Raw genomic sequence first — 25,264 nt, 5'->3', positions numbered from 1 at the left:
CCGCATCTCACCATTAAAAAATTCTCTCCTATTATACCACGAAATTGCGGAAAATAAACAAAATTTGGTATAATGGAACGATAAGGAGTTAATATGGCGACTAAATCAGATAAGCAAGGTTTTAAAAAGAAAATCAGTGCCCTAGGCTTAGGGGATGTAGTAGGAGTTTTCCTTCGGACGCTGAAATTATTATTCAATTCAGTAGCTGTCTTGGTGTTCCTATTCGGTCTTTTTGGTGCGGGTATAGGAATTGGTTTCGTGGTTAGTCTTTTTGATGACGTTAAGATTCCCAAAACAGAGGAACTGGTAGCGAAGGTTTCAGAAGTTAGTCGGATTTCCACCGTTACCTATTCGGATGGTAGCTTGGTGTCGGAAGTGAATTCAGATCTGCTTCGTGTACCTATTACTTCGGAAGAGGTCTCGAATTATCTAAAACAGGCTGTAATTGCGACAGAGGATGAAACATTTGAAACCCACAATGGGGTTGTGCCTAAGGCTGTTTTGCGTGCGGCACTGGGATCGGTTGGTCTAGGTTCATCTAGCGGTGGTTCAACCTTGACGCAGCAATTGATAAAACAGCAACTTGTCGGAGATGCTCCAACCTTTACGCGTAAGGCTAATGAGATTGTTTCGGCTTTGGCATTAGAGCGGAATATGACCAAGGAAGAGATTTTGACCATTTACCTAAATGTTTCTCCATTTGGTCGAAATAATCAGGGACGAAATATTGCAGGGGTAGAAGCTGCGGCTCAGGGAATTTTTGGTAAACCAGCGAAAGACTTGACTGTTCCGCAGGCTGCTTTTATTGCAGGCTTACCGCAAAGTCCGATTGTTTATTCTCCCTATGCATCAGATGGAACACGTAAATCAGATGAAGATATGGTTTACGGTATTGAACGCTATCAAGATGTTCTCTTTAATATGTATCGGGCGTCATTCTTGACCAAGGAAGAATACGAAACCTACAAAGCTTACGATATTAAACAAGATTTTATTGCTCCAGCTCCTGTAATGGCGGATACGAAAGATTATCTCTACTACGAGGTCATGGAAGAAGCGCAAGAGGTTATGTTTGATTATCTGGTAAAACGCGATAAGGTTTCTGAAAATGACTTGAAAAATGATGAAACTAAGGCTTCCTATGAAGAATTGGCTAAGCAAGAATTGAGTCAGGGCGGCTATACGATTAAGAGTACCGTTGATCAAGGAATCTATGCGGCGATGCAGTCTGTTGTGGCAAACTATGGATCTGTTTTGGATGATGGAAACGAATATGTCGAGACAGGTAGTGTGTTAATTGATAATGCCACAGGAGCCATTTTAGGATTTGTGGGTGGTCGCGATTATGCAACCAACCAGAATAACCATGCCTTTGATACGCTTCGTTCGCCAGCGTCAACCATCAAGCCTCTGTTAGCTTACGGTATTGCGATTGATCAAGGTTTGATAGGTTCTGCCAGCATCCTTTCAGATTATCCAACGAACTTTTCAAGTGGACAACCGATTATGTATGGTTCAGGACGTGGTACTGGCATGATGAACTTACAGACGGCTATTGACCGTTCTGTTAACATTCCTGCTTTTTGGACCTATAAGATGATGAGAAATGCAGGTGTAGATGCCAAGGCGTACATGGATAAAATGAATTATCATATTCCTATGTATGATATTGAAAGTGTACCGTTGGGCGGTGGTGTTGAAATTTCAGTATTGACAAATACCAATGCCTATCAAACTTTGGCAAATGGTGGCGTTTATAACAAACATTACATTGTTGAAAGCATTACTGCCTCTGATGGAACAGTAGTGTATCAGCATGAAGCTGCTCCGGTTCAGGTCTATTCTAAAGCAACTGCAAGTATTATGAACCAGCTTTTGAGACAGGTTGTCAACTCTGGGTATACTACGACGTTCAAGAGTCGATTGAGTGGTTTAAACCCACAGGCAGCATCGTCTGATTTCGTCGGTAAGACGGGAACAAGTAATGAAGTCAATGACGTGTGGCTCATGCTATCGACCCCTAGAGTAACTTTAGGTACCTGGGCTGGGAATGATGATAACTCAGAAATGTATGTCTGGACTGGCTACCACAATAATTCACAATATGTGGCCCATATGGTTGATGCTCTTTACAATGTTAATGCGGATATGTTCGCAGGAAAATTTGAGTTAGACAGTAGTGTTATTGCTTCTAGCGTCGTTGCTTCTACAGGTCAACGTGCAGGGACGACACAGGTAAATGGGCGCCAAGTAACAGTTGGCGGTGCGATGACAACTAGTTATTGGGCTAAAAATGGTGCACCAGTAACGAGCTATAACTTCATGGTTGGGGGGACAGATAGTGACCGAGCACAGGCTTGGAATACAATTATCGGCTCGCAAACACCAACATCAAGTAGCTCAACCCAACGAAGCAGTTCGACTCGGACTAGCACGAGTTCTTCAGCTAATAACACGAACCAATCATCAGAAACGCAAACAGCAACTAGTGAGCAAGCGAATAATGATTCACCTTGATTTTTCCTAGTACTTGTGCTATAATAGTGTAAATTATTTGTCGTGTGTCTTGTTTGAAATATTGTCCAGACAAGGCTTGCAGCAGTTAAATCAAACTTTTTCAAAGGAAGATTTAGCTGCTCTTTTTGTGTCTATGAGGAATTTTTTGAGAATTGTTACCTATTCTTAAAGATTCTAAAAATTCTAACAAAAGGCAAATGTGTTTGATTTTGCAGAAAAATCAATAGAAAAATAGAGGAGAATTAACTTGGCAGGACATGAAGTTCAGTACGGTAAGCACCGTACCCGTCGTAGTTTTTCAAGAATCAAGGAAGTTCTTGATTTACCAAATTTGATTGAAATCCAAACGGACTCTTTCCAAGACTTTTTAGATTATGGTTTGAAAGAAGTCTTTGAAGATGTACTTCCAGTTTCAAACTTTACGGATACCATGGAATTGGAATTCGTTGGTTATGAATTGAAAGAACCTAAATATACATTGGAAGAGGCGCGTGCGCATGATGCGAACTACTCAGCTCCAATCTATGTAACTTTCCGTCTGGTGAATAAAGAAACTGGCGAGATCAAGACGCAAGAAGTCTTCTTCGGTGAGTTTCCAATCATGACTGAAATGGGTACCTTCATCATCAACGGTGCAGAGCGTATCATCGTTTCTCAGTTGGTGCGTTCACCAGGTGTCTATTTCAATGATAAAGTAGATAAGAATGGTAAAGTAGGTTATGGTTCAACGGTTATCCCTAACCGTGGAGCTTGGTTGGAATTGGAAACAGACTCAAAAGACATTGCCTACACTCGTATTGACCGTACGCGTAAGATTCCATTCACAACGCTTGTTCGTGCGCTTGGCTTCTCAGGCGATGATGAAATCTTTGACATCTTCGGTGATAGCGAATTGGTTCGCAATACCATCGAAAAAGATATTCATAAAAACCCAGCAGATTCTCGTACAGATGAAGCACTTAAGGAAATCTATGAGCGCCTTCGTCCAGGCGAACCAAAGACAGCTGAAAGCTCTCGTAGCCTTTTAACAGCTCGTTTCTTTGACCCACGTCGTTACGACTTGGCACCTGTTGGTCGTTACAAGATTAATAAAAAACTCAACCTCCGTACTCGTTTGCTCAACCAAACACTTGCTGAGCATGTGATTAACGGTGAGACAGGCGAAATCGTCTTGGAAGCTGGTACTGTATTGAGTCGTGATGTGCTTGAAAAAGTAGAAGCACAATTCGATGAACTCAACTTGGTAGAATATATTCCAAATGACAACGCTGTTCTTCTTGAGCCAGTTCTTTTGCAGAAATTCAAGATTGTAGCTCCTAAGGATCCAGAACGTGTTGTGACGGTGATTGGTAATGCGAATCCAGCAGAAAACGTACGTACAGTAACACCTGCGGACATCTTGGCTGAAATGAGCTACTTCCTCAACTTGGCTGAGGGTCTTGGTCGTGTAGATGATATTGACCACTTGGGTAACCGTCGTATTCGTGCCGTTGGTGAATTGCTTGCTAACCAAGTACGTATCGGTTTGACTCGTATGGAACGTAACTTGCGTGAGCGTATGTCTGTTCAAGACAATGAAGTATTGACGCCACAACAAATCATCAATATCCGTCCTGTTACAGCCGCAATCAAAGAATTCTTTGGTTCATCTCAGTTGTCACAGTTCATGGACCAACACAACCCACTTTCTGAGTTGTCTCACAAACGCCGTTTGTCAGCCTTGGGACCTGGTGGTTTGACTCGTGACCGTGCTGGTTATGAGGTTCGAGACGTTCACTACACTCACTATGGTCGTATGTGTCCGATTGAAACGCCTGAGGGACCTAACATCGGTTTGATCAACAACTTGTCATCTTATGGTCACCTCAACAAGTATGGTTTCATCCAAACACCATACCGCAAGATTGACCGTGCAACTGGTACAGTAACGAACGAAATCGTTTGGTTGACAGCGGACGAAGAAGATGCCTACATCGTAGCACAATCAACTTCACCACTTGATGAAAACAACCGTTTCGTTGATAAGATTGTTATGGGACGTCACCAAGGTAACAACCAAGAGTTCCCAGCAGATTCAGCAGATTTCATGGATGTTTCTCCTAAGCAGGTAGTTGCCGTTGCGACAGCATGTATTCCTTTCTTGGAAAACGATGACTCCAACCGTGCCCTCATGGGTGCCAACATGCAACGTCAGGCTGTTCCATTGATTGATCCAAAAGCACCTTACGTTGGTACTGGTATGGAATACCAGGCTGCCCATGACTCAGGTGCGGCAATCATCGCTCAACACGATGGTAAGGTTGTTTACGCAGATGCGGACAAGGTAGAAGTGCGTCGTGAAGATGGCTCGCTTGATGTCTACCACATTTCTAAATTCCGTCGTTCAAACTCTGGTACTGCCTACAACCAACGTACCCTTGTAAAATTGGGCGACGTCGTAGAAAAAGGCGACTTCATCGCAGATGGACCTTCTATGGAGAATGGGGAAATGGCTCTTGGTCAAAACCCTATCGTTGCCTACATGACTTGGGAAGGTTACAACTTCGAGGATGCGGTTATCATGTCTGAACGCCTTGTGAAAGACGATGTCTATACATCTGTTCACTTGGAAGAATACGAATCAGAAACACGCGATACCAAGTTAGGCCCTGAAGAAATCACTCGCGAAATTCCAAACGTTGGTGAAGATGCTCTTCGCAACTTGGATGAAATGGGTATTATCCGTATCGGTGCGGAAGTTAAAGAGGGCGACATTCTTGTTGGTAAAGTCACACCAAAAGGTGAAAAAGATCTTTCTGCTGAAGAGCGCCTCTTGCACGCTATCTTCGGTGACAAGTCACGTGAAGTACGTGATACATCTCTTCGTGTACCTCACGGTGCCGATGGTGTCGTTCGTGATGTGAAAATCTTTACTCGTGCCAACGGTGATGAATTGCAATCAGGTGTTAACATGTTGGTTCGTGTTTACATCGCTCAAAAACGTAAGATCAAGGTCGGAGATAAGATGGCCGGTCGTCACGGTAACAAGGGTGTCGTTTCACGTATTGTACCTGTTGAGGATATGCCATATCTTCCAGACGGAACACCAGTTGACATCATGTTGAACCCACTCGGGGTGCCATCACGTATGAACATCGGTCAGGTTATGGAACTTCACTTGGGTATGGCGGCTCGCAACTTGGGTATTCATATCGCAACACCAGTTTTCGATGGTGCAAGTTCAGAAGACCTCTGGTCAACTGTTAAAGAAGCAGGTATGGATTCAGATGCCAAAACCATTCTTTACGATGGACGTACAGGTGAGCCATTTGACAACCGTGTATCTGTCGGTGTCATGTACATGATCAAGCTTCACCACATGGTTGATGATAAACTTCACGCCCGCTCAGTCGGACCATACTCACTCGTTACCCAACAGCCACTCGGAGGTAAGGCTCAGTTTGGTGGTCAGCGTTTCGGTGAGATGGAGGTTTGGGCCCTTGAAGCCTACGGTGCTTCAAACGTCCTTCAAGAAATTTTGACTTACAAGTCAGATGATGTGACAGGCCGTCTTAAAGCCTATGAAGCCATCACCAAAGGTAAACCAATTCCAAAACCAGGTGTTCCAGAATCATTCCGCGTTCTTGTCAAAGAATTGCAATCACTTGGTTTGGATATGCGTGTCCTTGATGAAGACAACAATGAAGTAGAATTGCGTGACCTTGATGAAGGTGAAGATGATGACATCATCCACGTAGATGATCTTGAAAAAGCACGTGCAAAAGCCGCAGCTGATGCAGCCGCAGCCTTTGCAGCAGAAGAAGCAGAAGGCAAAGAATAATGAGAATGGATGGAACAAGTTGGTCCAAACCTCAGAACTGAAAGAGATAAGGACCAACGGTCTTCCACCGTCTGATTTATAGAGGAATAGCTTACCAGCTATCCATTCTGCTGATTATTGTTCAAGAATTTGAGGTCTGGGAATCCAGCCTCTCACAAGAAAAGAAAGGGATTATTAGTGGTTGACGTAAATCGATTTAAAAGTATGCAAATCACGTTAGCTTCACCAAGTAAGGTTCGTTCATGGTCTTACGGTGAGGTTAAAAAACCTGAAACAATCAACTATCGGACACTTAAACCAGAACGTGATGGACTCTTTGATGAAGTCATCTTTGGTCCAACAAAAGACTGGGAGTGTTCATGTGGTAAATACAAGCGTATCCGTTATAAAGGGATTACTTGTGACCGCTGTGGTGTTGAAGTGACTCGTGCAAAAGTACGTCGTGAACGTATGGGACACATTGAGTTGAAAGCACCGATTTCACACATTTGGTATTTCAAAGGGATTCCAAGTCGTATGGGCTTGACCTTGGATATGAGCCCACGTGCCTTGGAAGAAGTTATCTACTTCGCAGCTTACGTGGTGATCGATCCGAAAGATACACCGCTTGAGCACAAGTCAATCATGACTGAGCGCGAGTACCGTGAGCGTTTGCGTGAATATGGTTATGGTTCATTCGTTGCTAAAATGGGTGCAGAAGCCATTCAAGACCTCTTGAAACAAGTCGATCTTCCAAAAGAAATCGCAGCTTTGAAAGAAGAATTGAAAACAGCTTCTGGTCAAAAACGCATTAAAGCAGTTCGTCGCTTGGATGTACTCGATGCCTTCTACAAATCTGGTAACAAGCCTGAGTGGATGATTCTCAACATCCTTCCGGTTATTCCACCAGATTTGCGTCCGATGGTTCAGTTGGATGGTGGTCGTTTTGCCGCATCAGACTTGAACGAACTCTACCGCCGTGTTATCAACCGTAACAACCGTTTGGCACGTCTTTTGGAACTTAATGCTCCAGGAATTATCGTACAAAATGAAAAACGTATGCTCCAAGAAGCTGTGGATGCTTTGATTGACAACGGTCGCCGTGGTCGTCCAATCACAGGACCAGGTAGCCGTCCGCTTAAATCACTCAGCCACATGCTTAAAGGTAAGCAAGGACGTTTCCGTCAAAACTTGCTTGGTAAGCGTGTTGACTTCTCAGGACGTTCCGTTATCGCCGTTGGTCCAACTCTTAAAATGTACCAATGTGGTGTGCCACGTGAAATGGCAATCGAGCTCTTCAAACCGTTTGTTATGCGCGAAATCGTTGCCCGCGATATTGCTGGTAACGTAAAAGCGGCAAAACGTTTGATTGAACGTGGAGATGATCGTATCTGGGATATTTTGGAAGAAGTGATCAAGGAACACCCAGTTCTTTTGAACCGCGCACCTACCCTTCACCGTTTGGGTATCCAGGCTTTCGAGCCAGTCCTGATCGACGGTAAAGCCCTTCGTTTGCACCCGCTTGTCTGTGAAGCCTACAACGCCGACTTTGACGGTGACCAGATGGCGATTCACGTTCCATTGTCAGAAGAAGCACAAGCAGAAGCACGTATCCTTATGCTTGCGGCAGAACACATCCTTAACCCTAAAGATGGTAAACCAGTCGTAACACCATCTCAGGATATGGTTTTGGGTAACTACTACTTGACCATGGAAGATGCTGGTCGTGAAGGTGAAGGTATGGTCTTCAAGGATGCGGATGAGGCTGTTATGGCTTACCGCAACGGCTATGTTCACTTGCATACCCGTGTTGGTATTGCAACAGATAGCCTTGATAAACCTTGGAAAGACAACCAAAAACACAAGGTCATGATGACAACTGTCGGAAAAATCTTGTTCAACGCGATTATGCCAGAAGGTCTTCCATACTTGCAAGAGCCAAACAATGCTAACTTGACAGAAGGAACTCCAGATAAATACTTCTTGGAACCAGGATCAGATATCAAGGCTGCTATTGCAGAATTGCCAATCAACCAACCATTCAAGAAGAAAAATCTTGGTAATATCATCGCTGAAATCTTCAAGCGTTTCCGTACAACTGAAACATCAGCCCTGCTTGACCGTTTGAAAGACTTGGGTTACTATCACTCAACACTCGCTGGTTTGACAGTGGGTATTGCCGATATCCCAGTCATCGACAACAAGGCTGAAATCATTGAAGAATCTCACGAACGTGTAGAACAAATCAAGAAACAATTCCGCCGTGGTATGATTACTGACGATGAGCGTTATGCAGCTGTTACAGATGAATGGCGTTCAGCTAAGGAAAAATTGGAAAAACGTCTGGTTGAAAAACAAGATCCGAAGAACCCAATCGTTATGATGATGGACTCTGGTGCCCGTGGTAACATTTCCAACTTCTCCCAGTTGGCCGGTATGCGTGGTCTGATGTCAGCTCCGAACGGACGTATCATGGAATTGCCTATCTTGTCTAACTTCCGTGAAGGTCTTTCTGTTTTGGAAATGTTCTTCTCAACTCACGGTGCCCGTAAGGGTATGACGGATACGGCCTTGAAGACAGCCGACTCAGGTTACTTGACTCGTCGTTTGGTTGACGTTGCCCAAGACGTTATTATCCGTGAAGATGACTGTGGAACAGACCGTGGCCTTGACATCCGTTCAATCACAGATGGCAAGGAAATGATCGAGCCACTTGAAGAGCGTTTGCAAGGTCGTTACACTAAGAAAACTGTTAAACATCCTGAAACGGGTGCCGTTATCATTGGTCCAAACCAATTGATTACGGAAGATATTGCCCGTGAAATTGTCAATGCAGGTGTTGAACAAGTAACCATCCGTAGCGTATTTACATGTAACACTCGTCACGGTGTCTGCCGTCATTGTTACGGTATCAACTTGGCAACAGGTGATGCGGTTGAAGTGGGTGAAGCAGTTGGTACAATCGCTGCCCAATCTATCGGTGAGCCTGGTACACAGCTTACAATGCGTACCTTCCACACGGGTGGTGTAGCCTCAAACAGCGATATTACGCAGGGTCTTCCTCGTGTCCAAGAGATCTTTGAAGCCCGCAATCCGAAAGGGGAAGCGGTTATCACTGAGGTTAAAGGTGAAGTTATCGCTATTGAAGAAGATGCTTCTACTCGTACCAAGAAAGTCTTTGTTAAAGGTAAAACTGGCGAAGGCGAATATGTGGTTCCATTTACAGCCCGTATGAAGGTTGAAGTTGGTGACCAAGTTGCGCGTGGAGCAGCCCTTACCGAAGGTTCTATCCAACCAAAACGCTTGCTTGAAGTCCGTGATGTCTTGGCGGTTGAAACTTATCTTCTTTCTGAAGTTCAAAAAGTTTACCGTAGCCAGGGTGTAGAAATCGGCGACAAGCACATCGAGGTAATGGTTCGCCAAATGCTTCGTAAAGTTCGTGTCATGGATCCAGGAGATACAGATCTTCTCATGGGTACCCTCATGGATATTACCGACTTTACAGATGCCAATGCGGAAGTGGTTATCGCTGGTGGTATTCCGGCAACAGCTCGTCCAGTTCTTATGGGTATCACAAAAGCGTCCCTTGAAACCAACTCATTCTTGTCTGCCGCATCCTTCCAAGAAACAACTCGCGTTCTTACAGATGCAGCCATTCGTGGTAAACGTGATAACCTTCTCGGTCTGAAAGAGAACGTTATTATCGGTAAGATTATCCCAGCAGGTACAGGTATGGCCCGCTACCGTAATCTTGAACCACAAGCCATCAATGAAGTTGAAATCATTGAAGACACAGTAGCTGAAGAACTTGCAGCAGAAGCAGAACTTGCTGCAGTAACTGAGTAAATTAAGATGGCACATCTCTCTTTGAGGGATGTGCTTTTTGATATTCGGAAATAAAATATATATGACTTGATAAGGAATTAACAAGCAGAATGTTTTCTTAAATCATACAATTTCGATATAATGTGTACGAAAAAGGAAGTAATATTATGTATCAAGTTATTAAAATGTATGGAGATTTTGAACCCTGGTGGTTCTTAGATGGTTGGGAAGAGGATGTTACCAGTAGGGCTGCTTTTGATCGCTATGAGGATGCACTGAATGCCTTTCAAAAAGAGTGGGTACGGCTATCAGAGGATTTTCCAATGAAGAAAAGTAAGAATGGAACGATGGTGGCTTTTTGGGATGAATCAGACCAGCATTGGTGTGAGGAATGCGATGAATATTTGCAGAGGTATCATTCGCTGATGTTGGTAGAAGCGAGAGAAAATTTACCTGCAGGGTTTGCTACTAAACCGGTGCAACAACCGCGAGTTCGCCCTTGCAAGCTAAGACAAGGAAAATGTGTCAACTATGATTCATAAAAGGATTGCCCTAGTGAGCAATCCTTTTTAGCTGAATCTGATAGAAAAGGCTTCGGTGTCGAGCTCAACTTGACCACCGATGGTAATGGTAAACAGAGGCTGGGTATGGGCAAAGTCCAAATCGTAGAGAACAGGAACTTTTTTGAGAATAGGGTGCTTGTCCAAAATCGCCAGCAAAATCTCCTCGGTCATCTTGGTTTCTTTAGGAAAACGACCAATAAGGACGGCTTGGGGATTCGGATAGGCTTGTAAAAGTGCAGTCAGGTGGCGAGCGATAATCAGATAATCGTCGTCTTCCGCCTCTTCTAAAAATAGAATATAGTTGTCTGGTCTGGGAGCAAACTCTGTCCCAGTCAGAAGATTGAGGGTTGAGATGTTTCCGCCGATGGCAATACCAGAGGCCTGGCCTGGATTATATACTTTCCATTCTGTTGGGTAAAAGGTGCGAGGGGCGTCTGGTAGGTACCAGGCGTCGCTAGACCATTCAGGACTCGGAATCAGGTCATAGGAATCTTGTGTCACGGCCTTGAGCCAGGCTTCTGTTTGATACTGTTGCCCCAAATCCATTTTGAAGCTTGAATAAGCTGGACCCATGTAGGTTTGCATGCCTGTCTTGGCGTAAATGGCATTGAGCAGGGCGGTCGTATCTGAATAACCGCAGAAAATTTTCGGATGGCGGGCAATTAGGTCAAAATCCAGATAAGGCAGCAGTTCGTTGCAGTTGACACCGCCAATGGTTGTCAGAATGGCATCGACCGACTCATCCGCAAAGGCTACTTCCAAGTCCGCAACACGACTGGCAATCGGAGCCGAATCAAAAATATCGTTTTCAAAATAATGTTCTGAGAAAGAGAGTTTGAAGCCCAGTTCTTCCAATTTTTCCTTGGCGGCAAGATTGGCTTCAAAACCACCAATTCTTTCAATAGATGAAGAGGGGCTAACTACGCGTATGTGGTCGCCTTTTTTTAATTTTTTCATAGGAACCTCCAAGCTTTTTTATTATTTTAACAAAAAAGTATGGAAAATCAAGTTTCCTTACGAATTGATAGGGTGAGGAGGTTGTATGATTCAAGAAAAAGCAAGAAAGATGATTGAAGAGGCGGTGGCAGATAGGGTCAGTGACATCTATCTGGTTCCTCGTGGTCAGGGCTATCAAGTCTACCATCGTATCATGGACGAGCGAGAGTTTGTGCAAGACTTGGCTGAGGAGGAAGTAACAGCCATTATCAGCCATTTCAAGTTTTTAGCAGGTTTAAATGTTGGTGAAAAACGCCGTAGCCAGCAGGGGTCCTGTGACTATGATTATGGTAGCGGAGAGATTTCACTTCGCTTATCAACTGTCGGTGATTATCGTGGCAAGGAAAGTCTGGTTATCCGCCTGCTCTATGACAATGACAAGGAACTCAAGTTCTGGTTTGAGGCAGCTGAGCGACTTGCAGAAGAAATCAAGGGACGAGGGCTCTACCTTTTTTCGGGTCCAGTCGGCTCTGGTAAGACCACACTTATGTACCATCTTGCCAGGCTGAAATTCCCAGACAAGCAGATTTTGACCATCGAGGATCCTGTCGAAATCAAACAGGAGGACATGCTGCAACTCCAGCTCAATGAAGCCATCGGAGCCACCTACGACAATCTGATCAAACTGTCCCTCCGCCATCGACCAGACTTGCTCATCATTGGTGAGATTCGGGATGCAGAAACCGCTCGAGCAGTCATTCGAGCCAGCCTGACGGGAGCTACCGTTTTCTCAACAGTTCATGCAAGGTCTATTTCAGGTGTCTATACCCGTATGTTAGAACTAGGTGTCAGTCCTGAGGAGTTAAATAACGCCCTTCAAGGGATTGCCTATCAACGTTTGATTGGGGGAGGAGGTGTAGTAGATTTTGCAAAGGGAAATTACCAAAACCATTCCGCAGGCCGGTGGAATGCGCAAATTGATCGCCTTTTTGCAGCAGGACATATCAGTCTTCGGCAGGCAGAAACAGAAAAAATTGCCCTTGGTTCGCCAGCGTAAGGTCATTGAGCTTTTCAATAATCTTTTTGCCAGCGGTTTTCATCTAGGGGAGATTGTTGATTTCCTCAAACGCAGTCAGCTTCTGGCAGATCCCTATACCCAGGTCTTGTCAGATGGGCTGTTAGCAGGCAAACCCTTTTCAAGTTTGCTGGCAGATTTGCGGTTTTCAGATGCGGTGGTCACGCAGGTGGCACTGGCAGAAGTTCATGGCAATACCAGCCTCAGTTTGAGCCATATCCAGTCCTATTTGGAAAATGTCAGCAAGGTTCGTAAAAAACTGATTGAGGTGGCGACCTATCCGATTATCTTACTAGGTTTTCTGCTCTTGATTATGCTGGGTTTGAAAAATTACCTTCTGCCCCAGTTGGAGGAAGGCAATGCAGCGACTATGCTAATTAACCATTTGCCGACCATCTTTTTATCCCTCTGTGGACTTAGTTTGGTGGCGGTCTTGGCTGGTCTTGTTTGGTTTCGCAAAACCAACAAAATCAGGGTCTTTTCCTGCTTAGCAGCTCTGCCATTTTTCGGAAAACTCATCCAAACCTATCTGACGGCCTATTACGCCAGGGAGTGGGGGAGTTTGATTGGGCAAGGCTTGGACCTGCCGCAGATTGTGGGTTTGATGCAGGAGCAGCAATCGCAGCTCTTTCGAGAGATTGGACAGGACCTGGAGCAGTCGCTTTTCAATGGTCAGAGTTTTCACGAACACATTAAGACCTATGCCTTTTTTAAGCGAGAGCTGAGTTTGATCGTCGAGTATGGTCAGGTCAAGTCCAAGTTGGGGAGCGAGTTGACAGTCTATGCAGCCGAGTGTTGGGAGGTTTTTTTCTCTCGGGTCAATAGAGCCATGCAGCTGATTCAACCGCTGGTCTTTCTCTTTGTGGCCTTAATGGTCGTTCTCATCTACGCAGCCATGTTGCTGCCGATTTATCAAAATATGGAGTTATAAAATGAAAAAGTTAATTGAAGTGAAGGTAAAAGGGTTCACTCTGGTGGAAATGTTAGTCGTTTTGGGGATCATTAGCCTGCTCTTGCTCCTCTTTGTGCCAAATTTGAGCCAGCAGAAGGATGCTATTCAGAAGAAGGGGGATGCGGCTGTTGTCAAAGTAGTAGAGAGTCAGATGGAGCTCTATGAATTGGAATATGATAAGGAAGCAACGGTGGCAGATTTGCAGGCAGCAGGCTATATTACTCAAAAACAAGCGGAGCAGTATGCTGAGGCGAAAAAATAAGGCTTTTACCCTGTTTGAAAGCCTGCTAACCTTATTTGTCATCAGCTTTCTGGCAATCAGCCTGTCGGGAACGGTGCAAACGGCTTTTCGGTCTGTTCAGGAAGAGATTTTTCTCTGGGAATTTGAGGGCATCTATAAAGACAGTCAGAAACTGGCAGCTAGTTCCCACCAAACAGTGAACCTTGCTATTGGCGGACAGGAAGTGACCAATGGTTATCAGGCTGTAGAGGTACCCAGAAATGTAGAAGTATTGGAAGGGAAGACCATCACATTTGAAGAAAATGGTGGAAATTCTTCTCTGACCAAGATTCGTTTTCGGCTTAGTCGAAAGACAGTCGCGTATCAATTATATATAGGGAGTGGTCGCTATAAGAAAACAGAAGAATAAGGCTTATATTTTGCTAGAAAGTCTGGTTGCCCTTGCGACTCTAGTGACTATTTGCAGCTTGATTTTGTCAGCTGTGGATGCAGGTCGTAGGCGACAGGCTTGGGAATTGGAACAACAGGAGGTTCTCAATCTAGCACAGATGGCTGTTCAGACCGAGCAAGATAACCTAGCCTTAAACGGTGTTACAGTTCAGGTTCAACGAACAGCGGATAAGATCATTGTTTTCCACGAGGGAAAGGAGGTTTTATCGGTTGTTAAAAAGTAAAATTCCTGCTTTTACTCTCTTGGAATGTTTGGTAGCCTTAGTCATCCTTTCAGGTAGTCTTCTGGTTTTTGAAGGCTTGTCAAAACTGCTGGTCCAAGAAGCGCATTATCAAGGTCAGACCGTTCAAAAGGAATGGTTGGTCTTCTCTAGTCAATTGCGGTCGGAGTGGGACCAGGCTGACTTGGTCAAGGTTGAAAATGGCAAGGTCTATGTTGATAAGGGAGGTCAGGCTTTGGCCTTTGGCAAGTCACGGTCGGATGATTTTCGGAAAACAAATGACAGGGGACAGGGATACCAGCCCATGCTCTATCAGGTGGACAGCGCAGCTATTTCCCAAGAAAACCAGCTGGTGCGCATCAACTTTAGCTTTAAAAATGGAGAGGAGCGGACCTTTATCTATGCTTTTAAAGAAAAAAGTTAAGGCTGGCATTCTGCTCTATGCCCTTTTGATGCTGGCGGTTTTTAGTCTTTTGCTTCAGTTTTATCTCCACCGCCAAGAGGCTGAGAGTCGCTTGGTTCAGGTGGCTAGGCAAGAAACGACGGCCTACATCATGGCTCAGATGGTCTTGGACCAAGTCGAAGAGGACTTGCAAGTAGAAAAAATAGTTATGGGAGCGGCGGTGAATGAAAAGGAAGAAAATTTAACCACAGGTTCTAAGCAGAAGGAGGATAGAGGAAGGGTCTCTTTTCAAGAGGGACAGGCTCGTTATCAACTTAAAGGTGACCAACTAATGGTTGCAGTTGAGTTAACAAGTGATGGTCTGTATACCTATCAATTTCCGGTTAAAATAGTACCCGAGGGGAGTGGCTAGTCGCTCCCTTTTTGGTGCAAAGTTGGTGAATTTTTGATAAGATAAGAGTATGAATTTTGAAAAGATCGAACAGGCTTACGACCTGCTATTAGAAAACGTACAGACTATCCAAAACCAGCTAGGCACCAATATCTATGATGCCATGATTGAGCAAAATGCTGCTTACGTAGCTGGTCAGCATGAGACAGATCTTGTTGTCAATAATAACAAGACCTTGAAACAACTAGATTTAACCAAGGAAGAATGGCGTCGTGCCTTCCAATTCCTGCTCATCAAGGCCAATCAGACTGAACCCATGCAGTATAATCACCAGTTCACACCAGACTCTATCGGATTTATCCTATCTTTTCTAGTGGACCAACTAGTATCTACTTCCAAGGTGACGGTTCTGGAAATTGGTTCGGGGACTGGGAACTTGGCGCAAACTATTCTCAACGCCAGCCAGAAAGAATTAGATTACTTGGGGATTGAAGTGGACGACCTCTTGATTGATTTGTCGGCAAGTATTGCGGATGTCATGCAGGCAGATATTTCTTTTGCTCAGGGAGATGCGGTACGTCCGCAGATTTTGAAGGAAAGTCAAGTAATTTTGGGAGATTTGCCTATTGGCTACTATCCAGATGACCAGATTGCCAGCCGTTATCAGGTTGCCAGTCCAAATGAACATACCTACGCCCATCATTTACTCATGGAACAGTCCCTCAAATATCTGGAAAAGGATGGATTCGCTATTCTCTTGGCTCCAAATGATTTGTTGACTAGTCCGCAAAGCGATTTGCTGAAAGGCTGGTTACAGGAGCAAGCCAATATTGTTGCCATGATTGCCCTGCCACCAAATCTCTTTGGGAAGGCTGCTATGGCCAAGTCTATTTTTGTCTTGCAAAAGAAAGCTGCAAGACCGTTGGCACCGTTTGTTTATCCCTTACAAAGTCTTCAAGAACCAGAAGCTATTCAGAAGTTCATGCTCAATTTCAAAAATTGGAAGCAAGAGAATGCAATTTAAGTGAAAATCTGTTATACTAGTTAGGAAAACGCTTTAAAAGAGGTAAGATATGTCAAAAACAATTGCAATTAATGCAGGTAGTTCAAGTCTAAAATGGCAACTTTATCAAATGCCAGAAGAAACAGTACTAGCAGCAGGGATTATTGAGCGCATCGGTTTGAATGATTCCATCTCAACAGTTAAGTATGATGGAAAGAAAGAAAGTGAAGTTTTAGATATTCCTAATCATACGGTTGCGGTTAAGATTCTCCTAGAAGACTTGCTTAAACACAACATCATCGCTGCTTACGGGGAAATTACTGGTATCGGACACCGTGTTGTTGCAGGTGGAGAGATTTTCAAAGAATCAGCTGTTATTGGACCAAAAGAGGTTGAGCAAATTGAAGAACTAAGTGCTTTGGCACCGCTTCATAACCCTGCTCACGTAGCAGCAATGCGTGCATTTGAGGAAGTACTACCAGAAGTTTTGAATGTAGCTGTTTTTGATACAGCCTTTCACACTACGATGCCAAAGCATGCCTATCTTTATCCGATTCCACAAAAGTACTATACCGACCACAAGGTTCGTAAGTATGGAGCTCACGGAACTAGCCACTATTATGTAGCGCATGAGGCAGCAAAAGTATTGGGACGTCCGCTTGAGGAATTAAAATTGATTACGGCTCACATCGGAAATGGTGTATCTATTACTGCCAACTACCACGGTCAATCAGTTGACACTTCTATGGGCTTCACTCCTCTAGCTGGTCCAATGATGGGAACTCGTTCGGGAGATATTGATCCAGCGATTATTCCTTACTTGATTGCAAATGTTGATGAGTTGAAGGATGCTGCGGATGTTGTTAACATGCTGAATAAACAATCAGGTTTGCTTGGCGTATCGGGTTATTCAAGCGATATGCGTGACATTGAATCAGGTTTGGAAGCTAAGAACCCAGATGCTGTTTTGGCTTATAACATTTTTATCGACCGTATCAAGAAATTCATTGGTCAATACTTTGCGGTTCTGAATGGTGCAGATGCCATTGTCTTCACTGCAGGTATGGGTGAGAATGCACCGCTCATGCGCAATGATGTAATAGCAGGCTTGTCTTGGTTTGGTATTGAGTTGGATCCTGCAAAAAATGTATTTGGTAACTATGGTGATATTTCAACGCCAGAATCAAAAGTTCGTGTCTTGGTTATTCCAACGGATGAAGAATTGGTTATTGCGCGTGAAGTTGAACGTTTGAAATAAGAAAAACTAACTGGTAGTCGGAGACTGCCAGTTTCTCTTATAGTTTATACCTTTAGAAAGGTATAGTTTTTAGCAAGTGGTCAAAATATATAGTGTGTGATACAATAGACTGGCAAAGAAATTTGCACAGAGTAGATGGTTTGCGTCAAGTGTATGTGGATGGGATGTTGCCACATAACGAAGCTAATCTTTGCTTGTATCTGATGTCTCCTAGAGTAGGAACATCGGGGTCTGGCTGAGAGTAGCGCGGTAAACCATTGCATCCGCTGTCGAATACACACGACAGCTCCATTTTTTGAAAAAGGAGCATTTTTTATGGAAAAGAAGATTCCAAAACTAACGGTGCAGTTGTTGACTGCTATTGCGATGACCCTTGCCTTGGTTATGGTTGTGGAGAACTATTTCTCCATTCGGATTTCAGAAACCTTGCAGGTCCAGTTTACCTTCATTCCCAATACTATTTTGGGAGCTATTGCTGGTCCAGTTTGGGCAGCTGTCTTTGCGGCTATTTCAGACCCAGTCTTTGTCTTGTTTAGCGGGCAAACTGTCCTCTTCACTTGGATTTTGATTGAGGCGGTATCGGCTTTTATCTACGGCTGGTTCTTTTATCAGAAGCCGCTGAATATTAAAAACAAAGCTGATTGGCTCTATGTGGCTGGTGTAGTTGTCTTGATTCAGGTTGTGATTTCCTTTATCATGACGCCTATCGCCCTCCATTTCCATTTTGGAACACCTTGGATTGCCTTGTATAGCAGTCGTTTGATTAAGGCTATTTTTGAAATTCCGTTACGCATTGTCGTGACCATGCTTGTCTTGCCAAGTTTACAAAAAATACCTGAATTGGCCAAGTTAATGGGTATTAAATAAAACAGTATCGAGCAACAGGTCATCCCCCTGTTGCTGCTTTTGTAGAGAGGGAATCATGGATTATCAAGAAACTCGTCAGTGGCTATCGAATCGCCCTGCATCAGATTTAGAAAATGGCGTTGCGCGTGTCAACTGGCTCTTGGAACGCTTGGACAATCCCCAGCTTCAAGTGCCGACTATTCACTTTGTTGGAACAAATGGAAAGGGTTCGACCCTCAATGCCTTACAGTCTATCTTACGGTCTTCGGGGTACACCGTCGGTCGCTTTACATCGCCGTCCATCATTGATTTTCGAGAGCAGATTGTCTTTGAGCAGGAGATGATTTCGGAGGAAGATTTTGCGAGGATTGTGACAGACTTGCAGCCCTTGATTGAGGACTTGGACCAGACAGCTGAACTGGATGCCATCTCGGAGTTTGAGATTGTAGTAGTGGCTATGTTTATCTACTTTGCTCACTACCAGCGTCCCGACATTCTCTTGGTGGAAGCGGGCATGGGCGGTTTGCAGGATGCGACCAATGTCCTTAATCCTCTAGCGGTAGTTTGTCCTTCTATCGGCTTGGACCATCAGGTTTTTTTGGGAGAGACTCATGCTGCCATAGCCCGTCACAAGGTTGCTGTCTTACGTGAGCGGGTTCCCCTCCTCTATGCGACCGACCAGCCAGAAGTGGAGGCAGTATTTGAGGAGTACGCCCATCAGCTTCAGAGTCCGACCTATTCGGTGGGGCGGGAGATTCTTTTGGAAAATAGCAGAGCAGGCTTTGCGGTTTCAAGCCCCTTCGGCCGTGTTGAGGATTTGAGGCTACAGATGCAGGGGCGTCACCAAGAGGTCAACGCAGCCTTGGCAGTGACCACAGCTCAGCTTCTCAGCCCTGATTTTCCAAAGATTACCAATGAAACCATCAGCCGGGGCTTGTCCCAAGCCATCTGGCCGGGTCGCTTAGAATTGATACAACCAAGACTCATGATTGACGGAGCCCACAATAATGAAAGCATCGCCGTCCTGACCCAGCTCCTAGAGGAAAAATATGCGGACAGAGATATTGAAATCCTCTTTGCAGCTATCAATACCAAGCCTGTGGACCAGATGTTGACCCAGCTTAGCCAATTTGGATCTGTTAGCGTGACAACCTTTGATGATTTCAGAGCGGTACAGTTAGAAGATTATCCGTCAGGCTATGAACGAGTTCAGACCTATCAGGAGTGGTTGGAGCAGGCGGACTTGGATAATCCCAAAAAACTTTACCTGATTACAGGCTCGCTTTATTTCATTACCTATGTGAGGAAGTACATTTTAGAAGAGTTTATAGTCATTTGAATTAGCTTTGATACATCGTCACTTTCGGTTTGCCGTACTCTAGTACTGTCTGCACCTCAGTTCCTTGTCTGAAAGCTAATTCATTCGACTATATAGAAAAAAGGCTTTGCCGGGCATTCTACCTAGCAAAGTCTTTTATTTTAATAGTTTTTAATCAAATCAACCGTTGAGCGGTCTAGCTTTTTAACGATGGCTTGCAAGAAGGCTTGGGCCTCTAAGAAGTCATCCATGCTGTAGAGGGTTTGATGGGAGTGGATGTAGCGAGCGCAGACACCGATAGTTGTTGATGGAACACCTTGATTTTTCAAGTGAGCTGCACCAGCATCTGTTCCACCTTTACCGCAGTAGTATTGGAATTTCACCCCAGCCTCCTCAGCAGTCGTCAAGAGGAAGTCTTTCATGTTTTTTAACATGATATGACCTGGGTCGTAGAAACGAAGTAGCGTTCCGTCACCAATTTTTCCTTGGTCGCCATAAATATCGCCTGCAGGCGAGCAATCAACAGCAAGGAAAATATCTGGATTGAACTTAGTTGTAGAAGCATGAGCTCCACGTAGGCCAACCTCTTCTTGCACATTTGCCCCAGCAATCAACTGATTTGGTAAGGTTTGACCCGATAGGCTTTCTAGCAATTCCGTCACCATAAGGACACCGAAGCGGTTGTCCCAAGCCTTAGAAATAACATTTTTTCCGTTGGCTGTTAGAATGGTTTCGTTTTTGGGAACCAGGACATCCCCCGGACGAACGCCGAACGCCCAAGCTTCGTCATAATTGGTGAAACCAGCATCGAAAATAATATCAGCGATGGCAGGCATGCCAGGAGCGTTAGCCCCACGAGAAAGATGGGGAGGCACTGAACCTGAAATGGCAGGAATGGTCCGACCGTCCTGCAGTTGAAGTGTGAAGGCTTGACTGGATACAACTAGCGGATTCCACCCTCCCAGCTCGACAACACGGAAAGTGCCGTCTGGCTTGATTTGGCTAATCATAAAGCCGACTTCATCCATATGTGCAGCCACTAGGATACGAGGAGCGTTTTCAACAGCCGTATCCTTGATGCCAAAAATTCCACCTAATCCATCTGTTTCAATGCGGTCCACATGCGGTGTGATTTTCTGGCGGATGTGGTTGCGAACCTGTCCTTCAAATCCCGGTAAGCTTTGCAATTCTGTAACTTCTTTAATTTTTTCAAAAAGAGTCATTCTTCTTCCTCCATGACATGATTACTACTATTTTATCACGAAGAGCTAGACTTGTCTTGAAAATATAGAAAAATATGGATAGTCTTGACAAGAATGTTTGAAATTTGCTAGGATAGAAATGCCCCTCAAAATAGAGAGGAGGTGATTGCTAAGTGTGGGAAGCATTTATCACAGTTTTTCTTGTACCTTTGTTCGTCAGTTTTCTAACAGTTTTGTTTGAAAGATGGCTCAACAATCGTGACAAGTAGGCCCCAGGGGCAAAATAAAACCCTCAACGCTGGGAACGTTGGGGGCTTTTTGATTGCCAAGTGTTGACAAACATTTATCACTGTAAGACCATTCTATCTATTTTTTAGTCTTTTGTCAAGTGGTGTGAGTTTGTCTCAGCTGTCACAAGTCCAATGGCATTTTTGGGAAAATTCCGAGGAAATATGATAAAATAGTCAACATGAAAAAGAAAAAGACAGCCTTGCTAGCAGGCTTATTGGGGGCAGGTGTGCTCACCGCTAGTGCTCAATTTTACCGTAAAATCCAAGAAGACCGTAAAAAAGCACAGGCCTTGCAGGAGGTACGTGACTTTTTCGCTGATTTAGGAGAGATTGCCACGGTCTATGTGGATGAAACAGCTTCTACGCAGACAACTCTTATCGGAGGGGTTGTGATGGAGGCAGGACAGGTATTTCTATTTGAAAATACCCAAGGTTCTATTCAATACAGGGAGGAAGAAAGATGATTTTTCCGACAAATCTTGAAGAAGTAGCTGCCTTGATTGAAGATGGCAAGCCAACTGTTTTCCTATTTGTGACGACTTGGTGTGGAGATTGCCACTATATCAAACCGCATGTGCCAGCTATCGAAGAGGCTTTCCCAGATTTTCGTTTTGTGCAACTGGATCGAGATGACTTTATGCCTCTGGCGCAGGAATGGGCTATTTTAGGCATTCCAAGTCTGGTTGTTTTGGAAAATGGTAAGGAAATCGGTCGTTTTGTCGATAAGAATCGCAAGACCAAGGAAGAAATCATGAACTTCTTATCTGGACTGGGTAGATAAATCAGCAGAGAAGCTCTGCCATTTCCCAAAAGAAAGGAAAGAACATGAAGAAAACACTAGGAAAAATCCTTCTAGCGCCTGTGGTGCTAGGGTTGAGTTTAAGTTTGGCACCGCTGGCTCAAGCGGAAATTCAGACGGATGTTATCAATGAAAAATGGGGCAAGCCAACACTGGTCTACGGTGGCGGTTTGTCAGATGCCCAAGCGACAGAGGTTAACAATCTATTTGGTATTTCGGATGTTAATCATGTCAGTCGTCAGGTGGTTGTTGGCGCGGATATGGACCAATATTTAGGTACATCTGGAGCGAACACAGCCTCTCTTTACTCATCTGTATTGGTGCAAAAGCAGGATACAGGTAAAGGGGTTGTGGTGGATATTAAGACACCACAGAACATCACTTTGATTACCAAGACCCAATATGCCAATGCAGCTATCACAGCTGGTGCGTCAGATGTCTTGATTGATGTGGCAGCACCGATTCAGGTAACGGGGGAGTCTGCTCTGACAGGTGTTTACAAGGCTCTTGCGGCCAACGGTGAAACAGTTGACCCAGCTCGGACAGAGGTAGCTCAACAAGAATTAACGACTGTTAACGAAGTGGCAACAGCCCATACAGGTGACTCCAATTTTGATAGTTCAGCCTTGGATAAGGCAGTAGCGGAAATCAAGACGTCACTTGCCGACTACAAACAGTCCAATGGTCAGGTAGCTTCCGAATCAGACATCAATACTATTATTAACGATGTCTTGGCCAATAACGGTTTGGAAACTGTCATCACGGCGGATGAAGTTTCAAAATTGGTTACCTTTGCCAAAGCTTATCAGGAAACCTCTGCCATTGATTCGGCTGAGGTTGCTGCCCAGCTCAACCAGTTCAAGCAACAGGCAGAGCAACAAATTTCAGAAGCCTATAAAAATTTACAAGATTCAGGGATTTTAGAAAAAATCGGAGCCTTCTTTGAAAATCTTTGGAAAGGCTTGACCGGTCTATTTGCATAAAGGAGAAATGAAAAAGAAATGATGTTTACATATAATAAGGAACACGTTGGCGATGTTCTTATGGTGATTGTTGCTGAGGACAAGGGACAAGCTGTCCAGTTTGAACGCAAGGGTCAAGTGGCGCGTGTTTTCCTAGAAGAAACAGGAAAAACAGTGGCTTGGAATATTTTTGAAGCATCAAGTTTGGTTGAGATTGCTGGAAATGGTCAAGTTTTCCTAACAGACGAGCAAGTTGCGACCTTGAATGCAGAGTTGGCAAAAGAAGGTTTTACTGAAAGCTTGGTCAACGACAATGCTCCAAAGTTCGTAGTCGGTCAGATTACGGAGCTAGTTCCTCATCCAGACAGCGACCACCTCAACATCTGTCAGGTCAATGTTGGTGACAAAACAGTGCAAATCGTAGCTGGTGCGCCAAATGCTGCCCAAGGCTTGAAAACCATTGTGGCTCTTCCGGGGGCAATGATGCCGAGCGGCAGCCTGATTTTCCCAGGGAAGTTGCGTGGTGAAGATAGCTTTGGTATGATGTGTAGCCCGCGTGAATTGGCACTGCCAAACGCACCACAAGTCCGTGGTATTATTGAATTGGACGACTCCGCAGTGGTCGGAGAAGCCTTTGATCCAGTAAAACACTGGAAGGGATAGAAAAAGAAGAATTGGTCAGATGGCCAATTCTTTTATGCTGTTTCAATTTTTCCTTCAATAGTTTGTTGGAGTTCTTCTGTCAAAACCTGATGTGAATTGAGTTGGAAGTAGAGACTGGATAGGAAATGCTGGAGATTAAGCCACCGGAAGTAGTCCAGAGGTTCTTGGTTGGGAAAGTCTAGCTTGCTAATCCATTCCGTCAGCTCTTGTCCTGCCACTTTTTCATTCAGTAGGAGGTAGACAGGAATCTGTGCTAGGCGGATTTCCTCGCCAGCTGAGAAAACTTTACTTTGTTTAGTTAGACAGGTGACAATAGTCTGCCAGACTTCTTTGCTTTTTTCAGCGGGAAATTGCTCATGACAGCTTGCGGCCAGAAGAAAATCTGCTCCATGGGCAGCGGTATGAATCCAGCCAAGTTTTTCATCATAGCCAGACCAGTCATTTTCGATTGTCAAATAATCCAAGGCCTCTTGGAAGAGTAGTTCGCGGTCCTTAGTGCTTAAAAATGCAGAGTATCCAGAATCTTGGTCATTATCGACAGACAGCAAAAGGCAGTAGAGTAAGCAAGAAAAACTTCGCTTTAGTGTGGAGCTTTCTAGGGAAAGAGGATTAGTGTCTTGAGAAAATTGTAACAGCGACTGTGCTTGCTCCCTTGTAACCAAGCCCTCCAAAAAGATGTGGCGAAAACTAGTATAGACCAGTTCATCGCGTATAGCAGGGTCTGGATGACCGATGTTTTCCAGCAACCAGCTGAGTTCCTGGTCGCTATAAGCCTGGGTAGCTTGTAACTTTGAGATAAGGATTTTTTTCATAAATTTTCTCCTTTTTCATCATTTTATCATTTTTCCTACGAATAGATAAGTAGGAGGAAATAATATGTATAATAAAACAATTCTAATCGGTCGCTTGACGGCCCAACCTGAACTCACTCAAACCCCTAACGGCAAAAATCTGACCCGTGTAACCGTCGCAGTCAACCGCCGTTTCAAGACGGAGAATGGTGAACGGGAAGCAGATTTTCTCAATGTTATTTTCTGGGGCAAACTGGCGGAAACACTTGTTTCCTATGGTAGCAAGGGCAGTCTGATTTCTGTTGACGGTGAATTGCGGACCCGTAAATACGAAAAAGACGGCAGCAACCACTATGTGACCGAAATTTTGGGCAATACTTTCCAGCTGCTCGAAAGCCGTGCCCAACGTGCTATGCGAGAAAACAATACTGGCGATGACCTAGCTGATTTGGTCTTGGAAGAGGAAGAATTGCCGTTTTAAGATGAAATCAGTCTTTAGACCGATGGAGAGCGTGGAGAAATAGGCTATACTATAGTCAATCCTAAATATTTTTCATATCTCCTTAAAAACGCTGACGAAAGTTGGCGTTTTTTGCTGTTATGGCTTCGAGCCAGTTTTTCTCGTAGAGAAAAACAAGAAAACCACCAGCTATGCTGGTGGCTGACAAGGCTTTGAGCTTCCATTTCTTTTTCCTGATATAATCTAATTGTTCAGGTTAGATAAAGGAGGAAAAAGAAATGGCTAAAACCAGTTACAGT

At 44.4% G+C, this 25,264-nt stretch carries 23 protein-coding genes and 1 riboswitch; of the genes, 20 read left to right on the top strand and 3 right to left on the bottom strand.

Going from position 1 to position 25,264, the window contains the following annotated elements; translation table 11 throughout:
- The first annotated feature begins 93 nt into the window (after window positions 1-93).
- From pbp1b to ODU46_RS09290, 4 genes are all read left to right on the top strand, one after another.
- Window positions 94-2,517 (top strand): penicillin-binding protein PBP1B, encoded by a 2,424-nt coding sequence (gene pbp1b / locus ODU46_RS09305; protein WP_105153917.1) that lies wholly within the window; start codon window positions 94-96, stop codon window positions 2,515-2,517.
- A 247-nt stretch (window positions 2,518-2,764) separates the two neighbouring features.
- Window positions 2,765-6,337 carry a DNA-directed RNA polymerase subunit beta gene (rpoB, locus tag ODU46_RS09300; RefSeq protein ID WP_024385118.1) on the top strand — a complete coding sequence of 1,191 codons (3,573 nt, stop codon included), beginning with the start codon at window positions 2,765-2,767 and terminating at the stop codon, window positions 6,335-6,337.
- A gap of 177 nt (window positions 6,338-6,514) precedes the next feature.
- Complete coding sequence (rpoC, locus tag ODU46_RS09295) at window positions 6,515-10,162, top strand: DNA-directed RNA polymerase subunit beta' (protein WP_024385119.1); 3,648 nt, start codon at window positions 6,515-6,517, stop codon at window positions 10,160-10,162.
- Window positions 10,163-10,308: 146 nt separating this feature from the next.
- Window positions 10,309-10,683 carry a DUF1033 family protein gene (locus ODU46_RS09290; RefSeq protein WP_024385120.1) on the top strand — a complete coding sequence of 125 codons (375 nt, stop codon included), beginning with the start codon at window positions 10,309-10,311 and terminating at the stop codon, window positions 10,681-10,683.
- Window positions 10,684-10,710: 27 nt separating this feature from the next.
- Here ODU46_RS09290 and ODU46_RS09285 read toward each other — a convergent pair whose 3' ends face one another.
- Window positions 10,711-11,661, bottom strand: a complete 951-nt coding sequence (locus ODU46_RS09285) for a S66 peptidase family protein (protein ID WP_395327895.1) — start codon at window positions 11,659-11,661, stop codon at window positions 10,711-10,713.
- 85 nt (window positions 11,662-11,746) lie between these two features.
- Here ODU46_RS09285 and comGA point away from each other — a divergent pair, with 85 nt between their 5' ends.
- The 11 genes from comGA (at window position 11,747) to ODU46_RS09230 (ending at window position 19,819) form a co-directional block, all read left to right on the top strand.
- Window positions 11,747-12,697, top strand: a complete 951-nt coding sequence (gene comGA / locus ODU46_RS09280) for a competence type IV pilus ATPase ComGA (protein WP_395327898.1) — start codon at window positions 11,747-11,749, stop codon at window positions 12,695-12,697.
- Complete coding sequence (gene comGB, locus ODU46_RS09275; protein ID WP_395327901.1) at window positions 12,609-13,646, top strand: competence type IV pilus assembly protein ComGB; 1,038 nt, start codon at window positions 12,609-12,611, stop codon at window positions 13,644-13,646. Before comGA ends, comGB begins: the two co-directional genes overlap by 89 nt.
- Window position 13,647: 1 nt before the next feature.
- Window positions 13,648-13,929: a competence type IV pilus major pilin ComGC gene (gene comGC / locus ODU46_RS09270; RefSeq protein WP_114866111.1), complete on the top strand. Its 282-nt coding sequence runs from the start codon at window positions 13,648-13,650 to the stop codon at window positions 13,927-13,929.
- Window positions 13,910-14,317: a competence type IV pilus minor pilin ComGD gene (comGD, locus tag ODU46_RS09265; RefSeq protein WP_398579540.1), complete on the top strand. Its 408-nt coding sequence runs from the start codon at window positions 13,910-13,912 to the stop codon at window positions 14,315-14,317. The genes comGC and comGD overlap by 20 nt, the downstream gene beginning before the upstream one ends.
- Entirely contained in the window at window positions 14,289-14,582 is a 294-nt protein-coding gene (gene comGE / locus ODU46_RS09260; RefSeq protein ID WP_024401507.1) for a competence type IV pilus minor pilin ComGE, read from the top strand. The genes comGD and comGE overlap by 29 nt, the downstream gene beginning before the upstream one ends.
- On the top strand, window positions 14,569-15,003 hold the full coding sequence (gene comGF / locus ODU46_RS09255; protein WP_398579539.1) for a competence type IV pilus minor pilin ComGF: 435 nt from the start codon (window positions 14,569-14,571) through the stop codon (window positions 15,001-15,003). The genes comGE and comGF overlap by 14 nt, the downstream gene beginning before the upstream one ends.
- Window positions 14,981-15,394, top strand: coding sequence for a competence type IV pilus minor pilin ComGG (gene comGG, locus ODU46_RS09250; protein WP_398579538.1), 414 nt, complete (start codon window positions 14,981-14,983; stop codon window positions 15,392-15,394). The genes comGF and comGG overlap by 23 nt, the downstream gene beginning before the upstream one ends.
- A 49-nt stretch (window positions 15,395-15,443) precedes the next feature.
- Window positions 15,444-16,397, top strand: coding sequence for a class I SAM-dependent methyltransferase (locus tag ODU46_RS09245; RefSeq protein WP_024414316.1), 954 nt, complete (start codon window positions 15,444-15,446; stop codon window positions 16,395-16,397).
- 49 nt (window positions 16,398-16,446) lie between these two features.
- On the top strand, window positions 16,447-17,634 hold the full coding sequence (locus tag ODU46_RS09240; protein WP_398579537.1) for an acetate kinase: 1,188 nt from the start codon (window positions 16,447-16,449) through the stop codon (window positions 17,632-17,634).
- Window positions 17,635-17,759: 125 nt separating this feature from the next.
- Window positions 17,760-17,905, top strand: a riboswitch (THF riboswitch).
- A 44-nt stretch (window positions 17,906-17,949) separates the two neighbouring features.
- A complete protein-coding gene (locus ODU46_RS09235) occupies window positions 17,950-18,501 on the top strand; it encodes a folate family ECF transporter S component (RefSeq protein WP_074391332.1) in 552 nt (183 codons plus the stop codon).
- A gap of 55 nt (window positions 18,502-18,556) precedes the next feature.
- Window positions 18,557-19,819 (top strand): folylpolyglutamate synthase/dihydrofolate synthase family protein, encoded by a 1,263-nt coding sequence (locus tag ODU46_RS09230; RefSeq protein WP_114866118.1) that lies wholly within the window; start codon window positions 18,557-18,559, stop codon window positions 19,817-19,819.
- A 140-nt stretch (window positions 19,820-19,959) separates the two neighbouring features.
- Here ODU46_RS09230 and pepA read toward each other — a convergent pair whose 3' ends face one another.
- Complete coding sequence (gene pepA, locus ODU46_RS09225; protein WP_114866119.1) at window positions 19,960-21,021, bottom strand: glutamyl aminopeptidase; 1,062 nt, start codon at window positions 21,019-21,021, stop codon at window positions 19,960-19,962.
- Window positions 21,022-21,469: 448 nt separating this feature from the next.
- Between pepA and ODU46_RS09220 the strand changes: the two genes are divergently transcribed.
- The 4 genes from ODU46_RS09220 to ytpR are packed head-to-tail and all read left to right on the top strand — an operon-like array spanning window position 21,470 to window position 23,714.
- Window positions 21,470-21,754: a DUF4651 domain-containing protein gene (locus ODU46_RS09220; protein WP_024383185.1), complete on the top strand. Its 285-nt coding sequence runs from the start codon at window positions 21,470-21,472 to the stop codon at window positions 21,752-21,754.
- On the top strand, window positions 21,751-22,071 hold the full coding sequence (locus ODU46_RS09215; protein WP_024388908.1) for a thioredoxin family protein: 321 nt from the start codon (window positions 21,751-21,753) through the stop codon (window positions 22,069-22,071). The genes ODU46_RS09220 and ODU46_RS09215 overlap by 4 nt, the downstream gene beginning before the upstream one ends.
- A 44-nt stretch (window positions 22,072-22,115) precedes the next feature.
- The gene (locus tag ODU46_RS09210) at window positions 22,116-23,072 is read left to right on the top strand and encodes a DUF1002 domain-containing protein (RefSeq protein WP_336385453.1); all 957 of its coding nucleotides are present in this window, start codon (window positions 22,116-22,118) and stop codon (window positions 23,070-23,072) included.
- A gap of 18 nt (window positions 23,073-23,090) precedes the next feature.
- Window positions 23,091-23,714 carry a YtpR family tRNA-binding protein gene (ytpR, locus tag ODU46_RS09205; RefSeq protein ID WP_336385452.1) on the top strand — a complete coding sequence of 208 codons (624 nt, stop codon included), beginning with the start codon at window positions 23,091-23,093 and terminating at the stop codon, window positions 23,712-23,714.
- A 32-nt stretch (window positions 23,715-23,746) separates the two neighbouring features.
- On the opposite strand, the gene ODU46_RS09200 is transcribed toward ytpR, so the two are convergent.
- Window positions 23,747-24,526, bottom strand: coding sequence for a DUF2785 domain-containing protein (locus tag ODU46_RS09200; RefSeq protein WP_336385451.1), 780 nt, complete (start codon window positions 24,524-24,526; stop codon window positions 23,747-23,749).
- A gap of 64 nt (window positions 24,527-24,590) precedes the next feature.
- Between ODU46_RS09200 and ODU46_RS09195 the strand changes: the two genes are divergently transcribed.
- Window positions 24,591-24,986, top strand: coding sequence for a single-stranded DNA-binding protein (locus ODU46_RS09195; RefSeq protein WP_114866125.1), 396 nt, complete (start codon window positions 24,591-24,593; stop codon window positions 24,984-24,986).
- Window positions 24,987-25,264 lie beyond the last annotated feature (278 nt).

Source organism: Streptococcus sp. 2020WUSS089 (assembly GCF_044427405.1).
Lineage (GTDB): Bacteria > Bacillota > Bacilli > Lactobacillales > Streptococcaceae > Streptococcus > Streptococcus hashimotonensis.
Note: the sequence above shows the minus strand (reverse complement) of the source record. Positions and strands in the feature narration are given on the sequence as shown.

Bases quoted from the DNA above. Each gene is read 5' to 3' on its own strand.
- pbp1b (WP_105153917.1), top strand. From the start codon at position 94: ATGGCGACTAAATCAGATAAGCAAGGTTTTAAAAAGAAAATCAGTGCC.
- ODU46_RS09290 (WP_024385120.1), top strand. From the start codon at position 10,309: ATGTATCAAGTTATTAAAATGTATGGAGATTTTGAACCCTGGTGGTTC.
- ODU46_RS09285 (WP_395327895.1), bottom strand. From the start codon at position 11,661: ATGAAAAAATTAAAAAAAGGCGACCACATACGCGTAGTTAGCCCCTCT.
- comGA (WP_395327898.1), top strand. From the start codon at position 11,747: ATGATTCAAGAAAAAGCAAGAAAGATGATTGAAGAGGCGGTGGCAGAT.
- comGB (WP_395327901.1), top strand. From the start codon at position 12,609: ATGCGCAAATTGATCGCCTTTTTGCAGCAGGACATATCAGTCTTCGGC.
- comGC (WP_114866111.1), top strand. From the start codon at position 13,648: ATGAAAAAGTTAATTGAAGTGAAGGTAAAAGGGTTCACTCTGGTGGAA.
- comGD (WP_398579540.1), top strand. From the start codon at position 13,910: ATGCTGAGGCGAAAAAATAAGGCTTTTACCCTGTTTGAAAGCCTGCTA.
- comGG (WP_398579538.1), top strand. From the start codon at position 14,981: ATGCTTTTAAAGAAAAAAGTTAAGGCTGGCATTCTGCTCTATGCCCTT.
- ODU46_RS09245 (WP_024414316.1), top strand. From the start codon at position 15,444: ATGAATTTTGAAAAGATCGAACAGGCTTACGACCTGCTATTAGAAAAC.
- ODU46_RS09240 (WP_398579537.1), top strand. From the start codon at position 16,447: ATGTCAAAAACAATTGCAATTAATGCAGGTAGTTCAAGTCTAAAATGG.
- ODU46_RS09235 (WP_074391332.1), top strand. From the start codon at position 17,950: ATGGAAAAGAAGATTCCAAAACTAACGGTGCAGTTGTTGACTGCTATT.
- ODU46_RS09230 (WP_114866118.1), top strand. From the start codon at position 18,557: ATGGATTATCAAGAAACTCGTCAGTGGCTATCGAATCGCCCTGCATCA.
- pepA (WP_114866119.1), bottom strand. From the start codon at position 21,021: ATGACTCTTTTTGAAAAAATTAAAGAAGTTACAGAATTGCAAAGCTTA.
- ODU46_RS09220 (WP_024383185.1), top strand. From the start codon at position 21,470: ATGAAAAAGAAAAAGACAGCCTTGCTAGCAGGCTTATTGGGGGCAGGT.
- ODU46_RS09215 (WP_024388908.1), top strand. From the start codon at position 21,751: ATGATTTTTCCGACAAATCTTGAAGAAGTAGCTGCCTTGATTGAAGAT.
- ODU46_RS09210 (WP_336385453.1), top strand. From the start codon at position 22,116: ATGAAGAAAACACTAGGAAAAATCCTTCTAGCGCCTGTGGTGCTAGGG.
- ytpR (WP_336385452.1), top strand. From the start codon at position 23,091: ATGATGTTTACATATAATAAGGAACACGTTGGCGATGTTCTTATGGTG.
- ODU46_RS09200 (WP_336385451.1), bottom strand. From the start codon at position 24,526: ATGAAAAAAATCCTTATCTCAAAGTTACAAGCTACCCAGGCTTATAGC.
- ODU46_RS09195 (WP_114866125.1), top strand. From the start codon at position 24,591: ATGTATAATAAAACAATTCTAATCGGTCGCTTGACGGCCCAACCTGAA.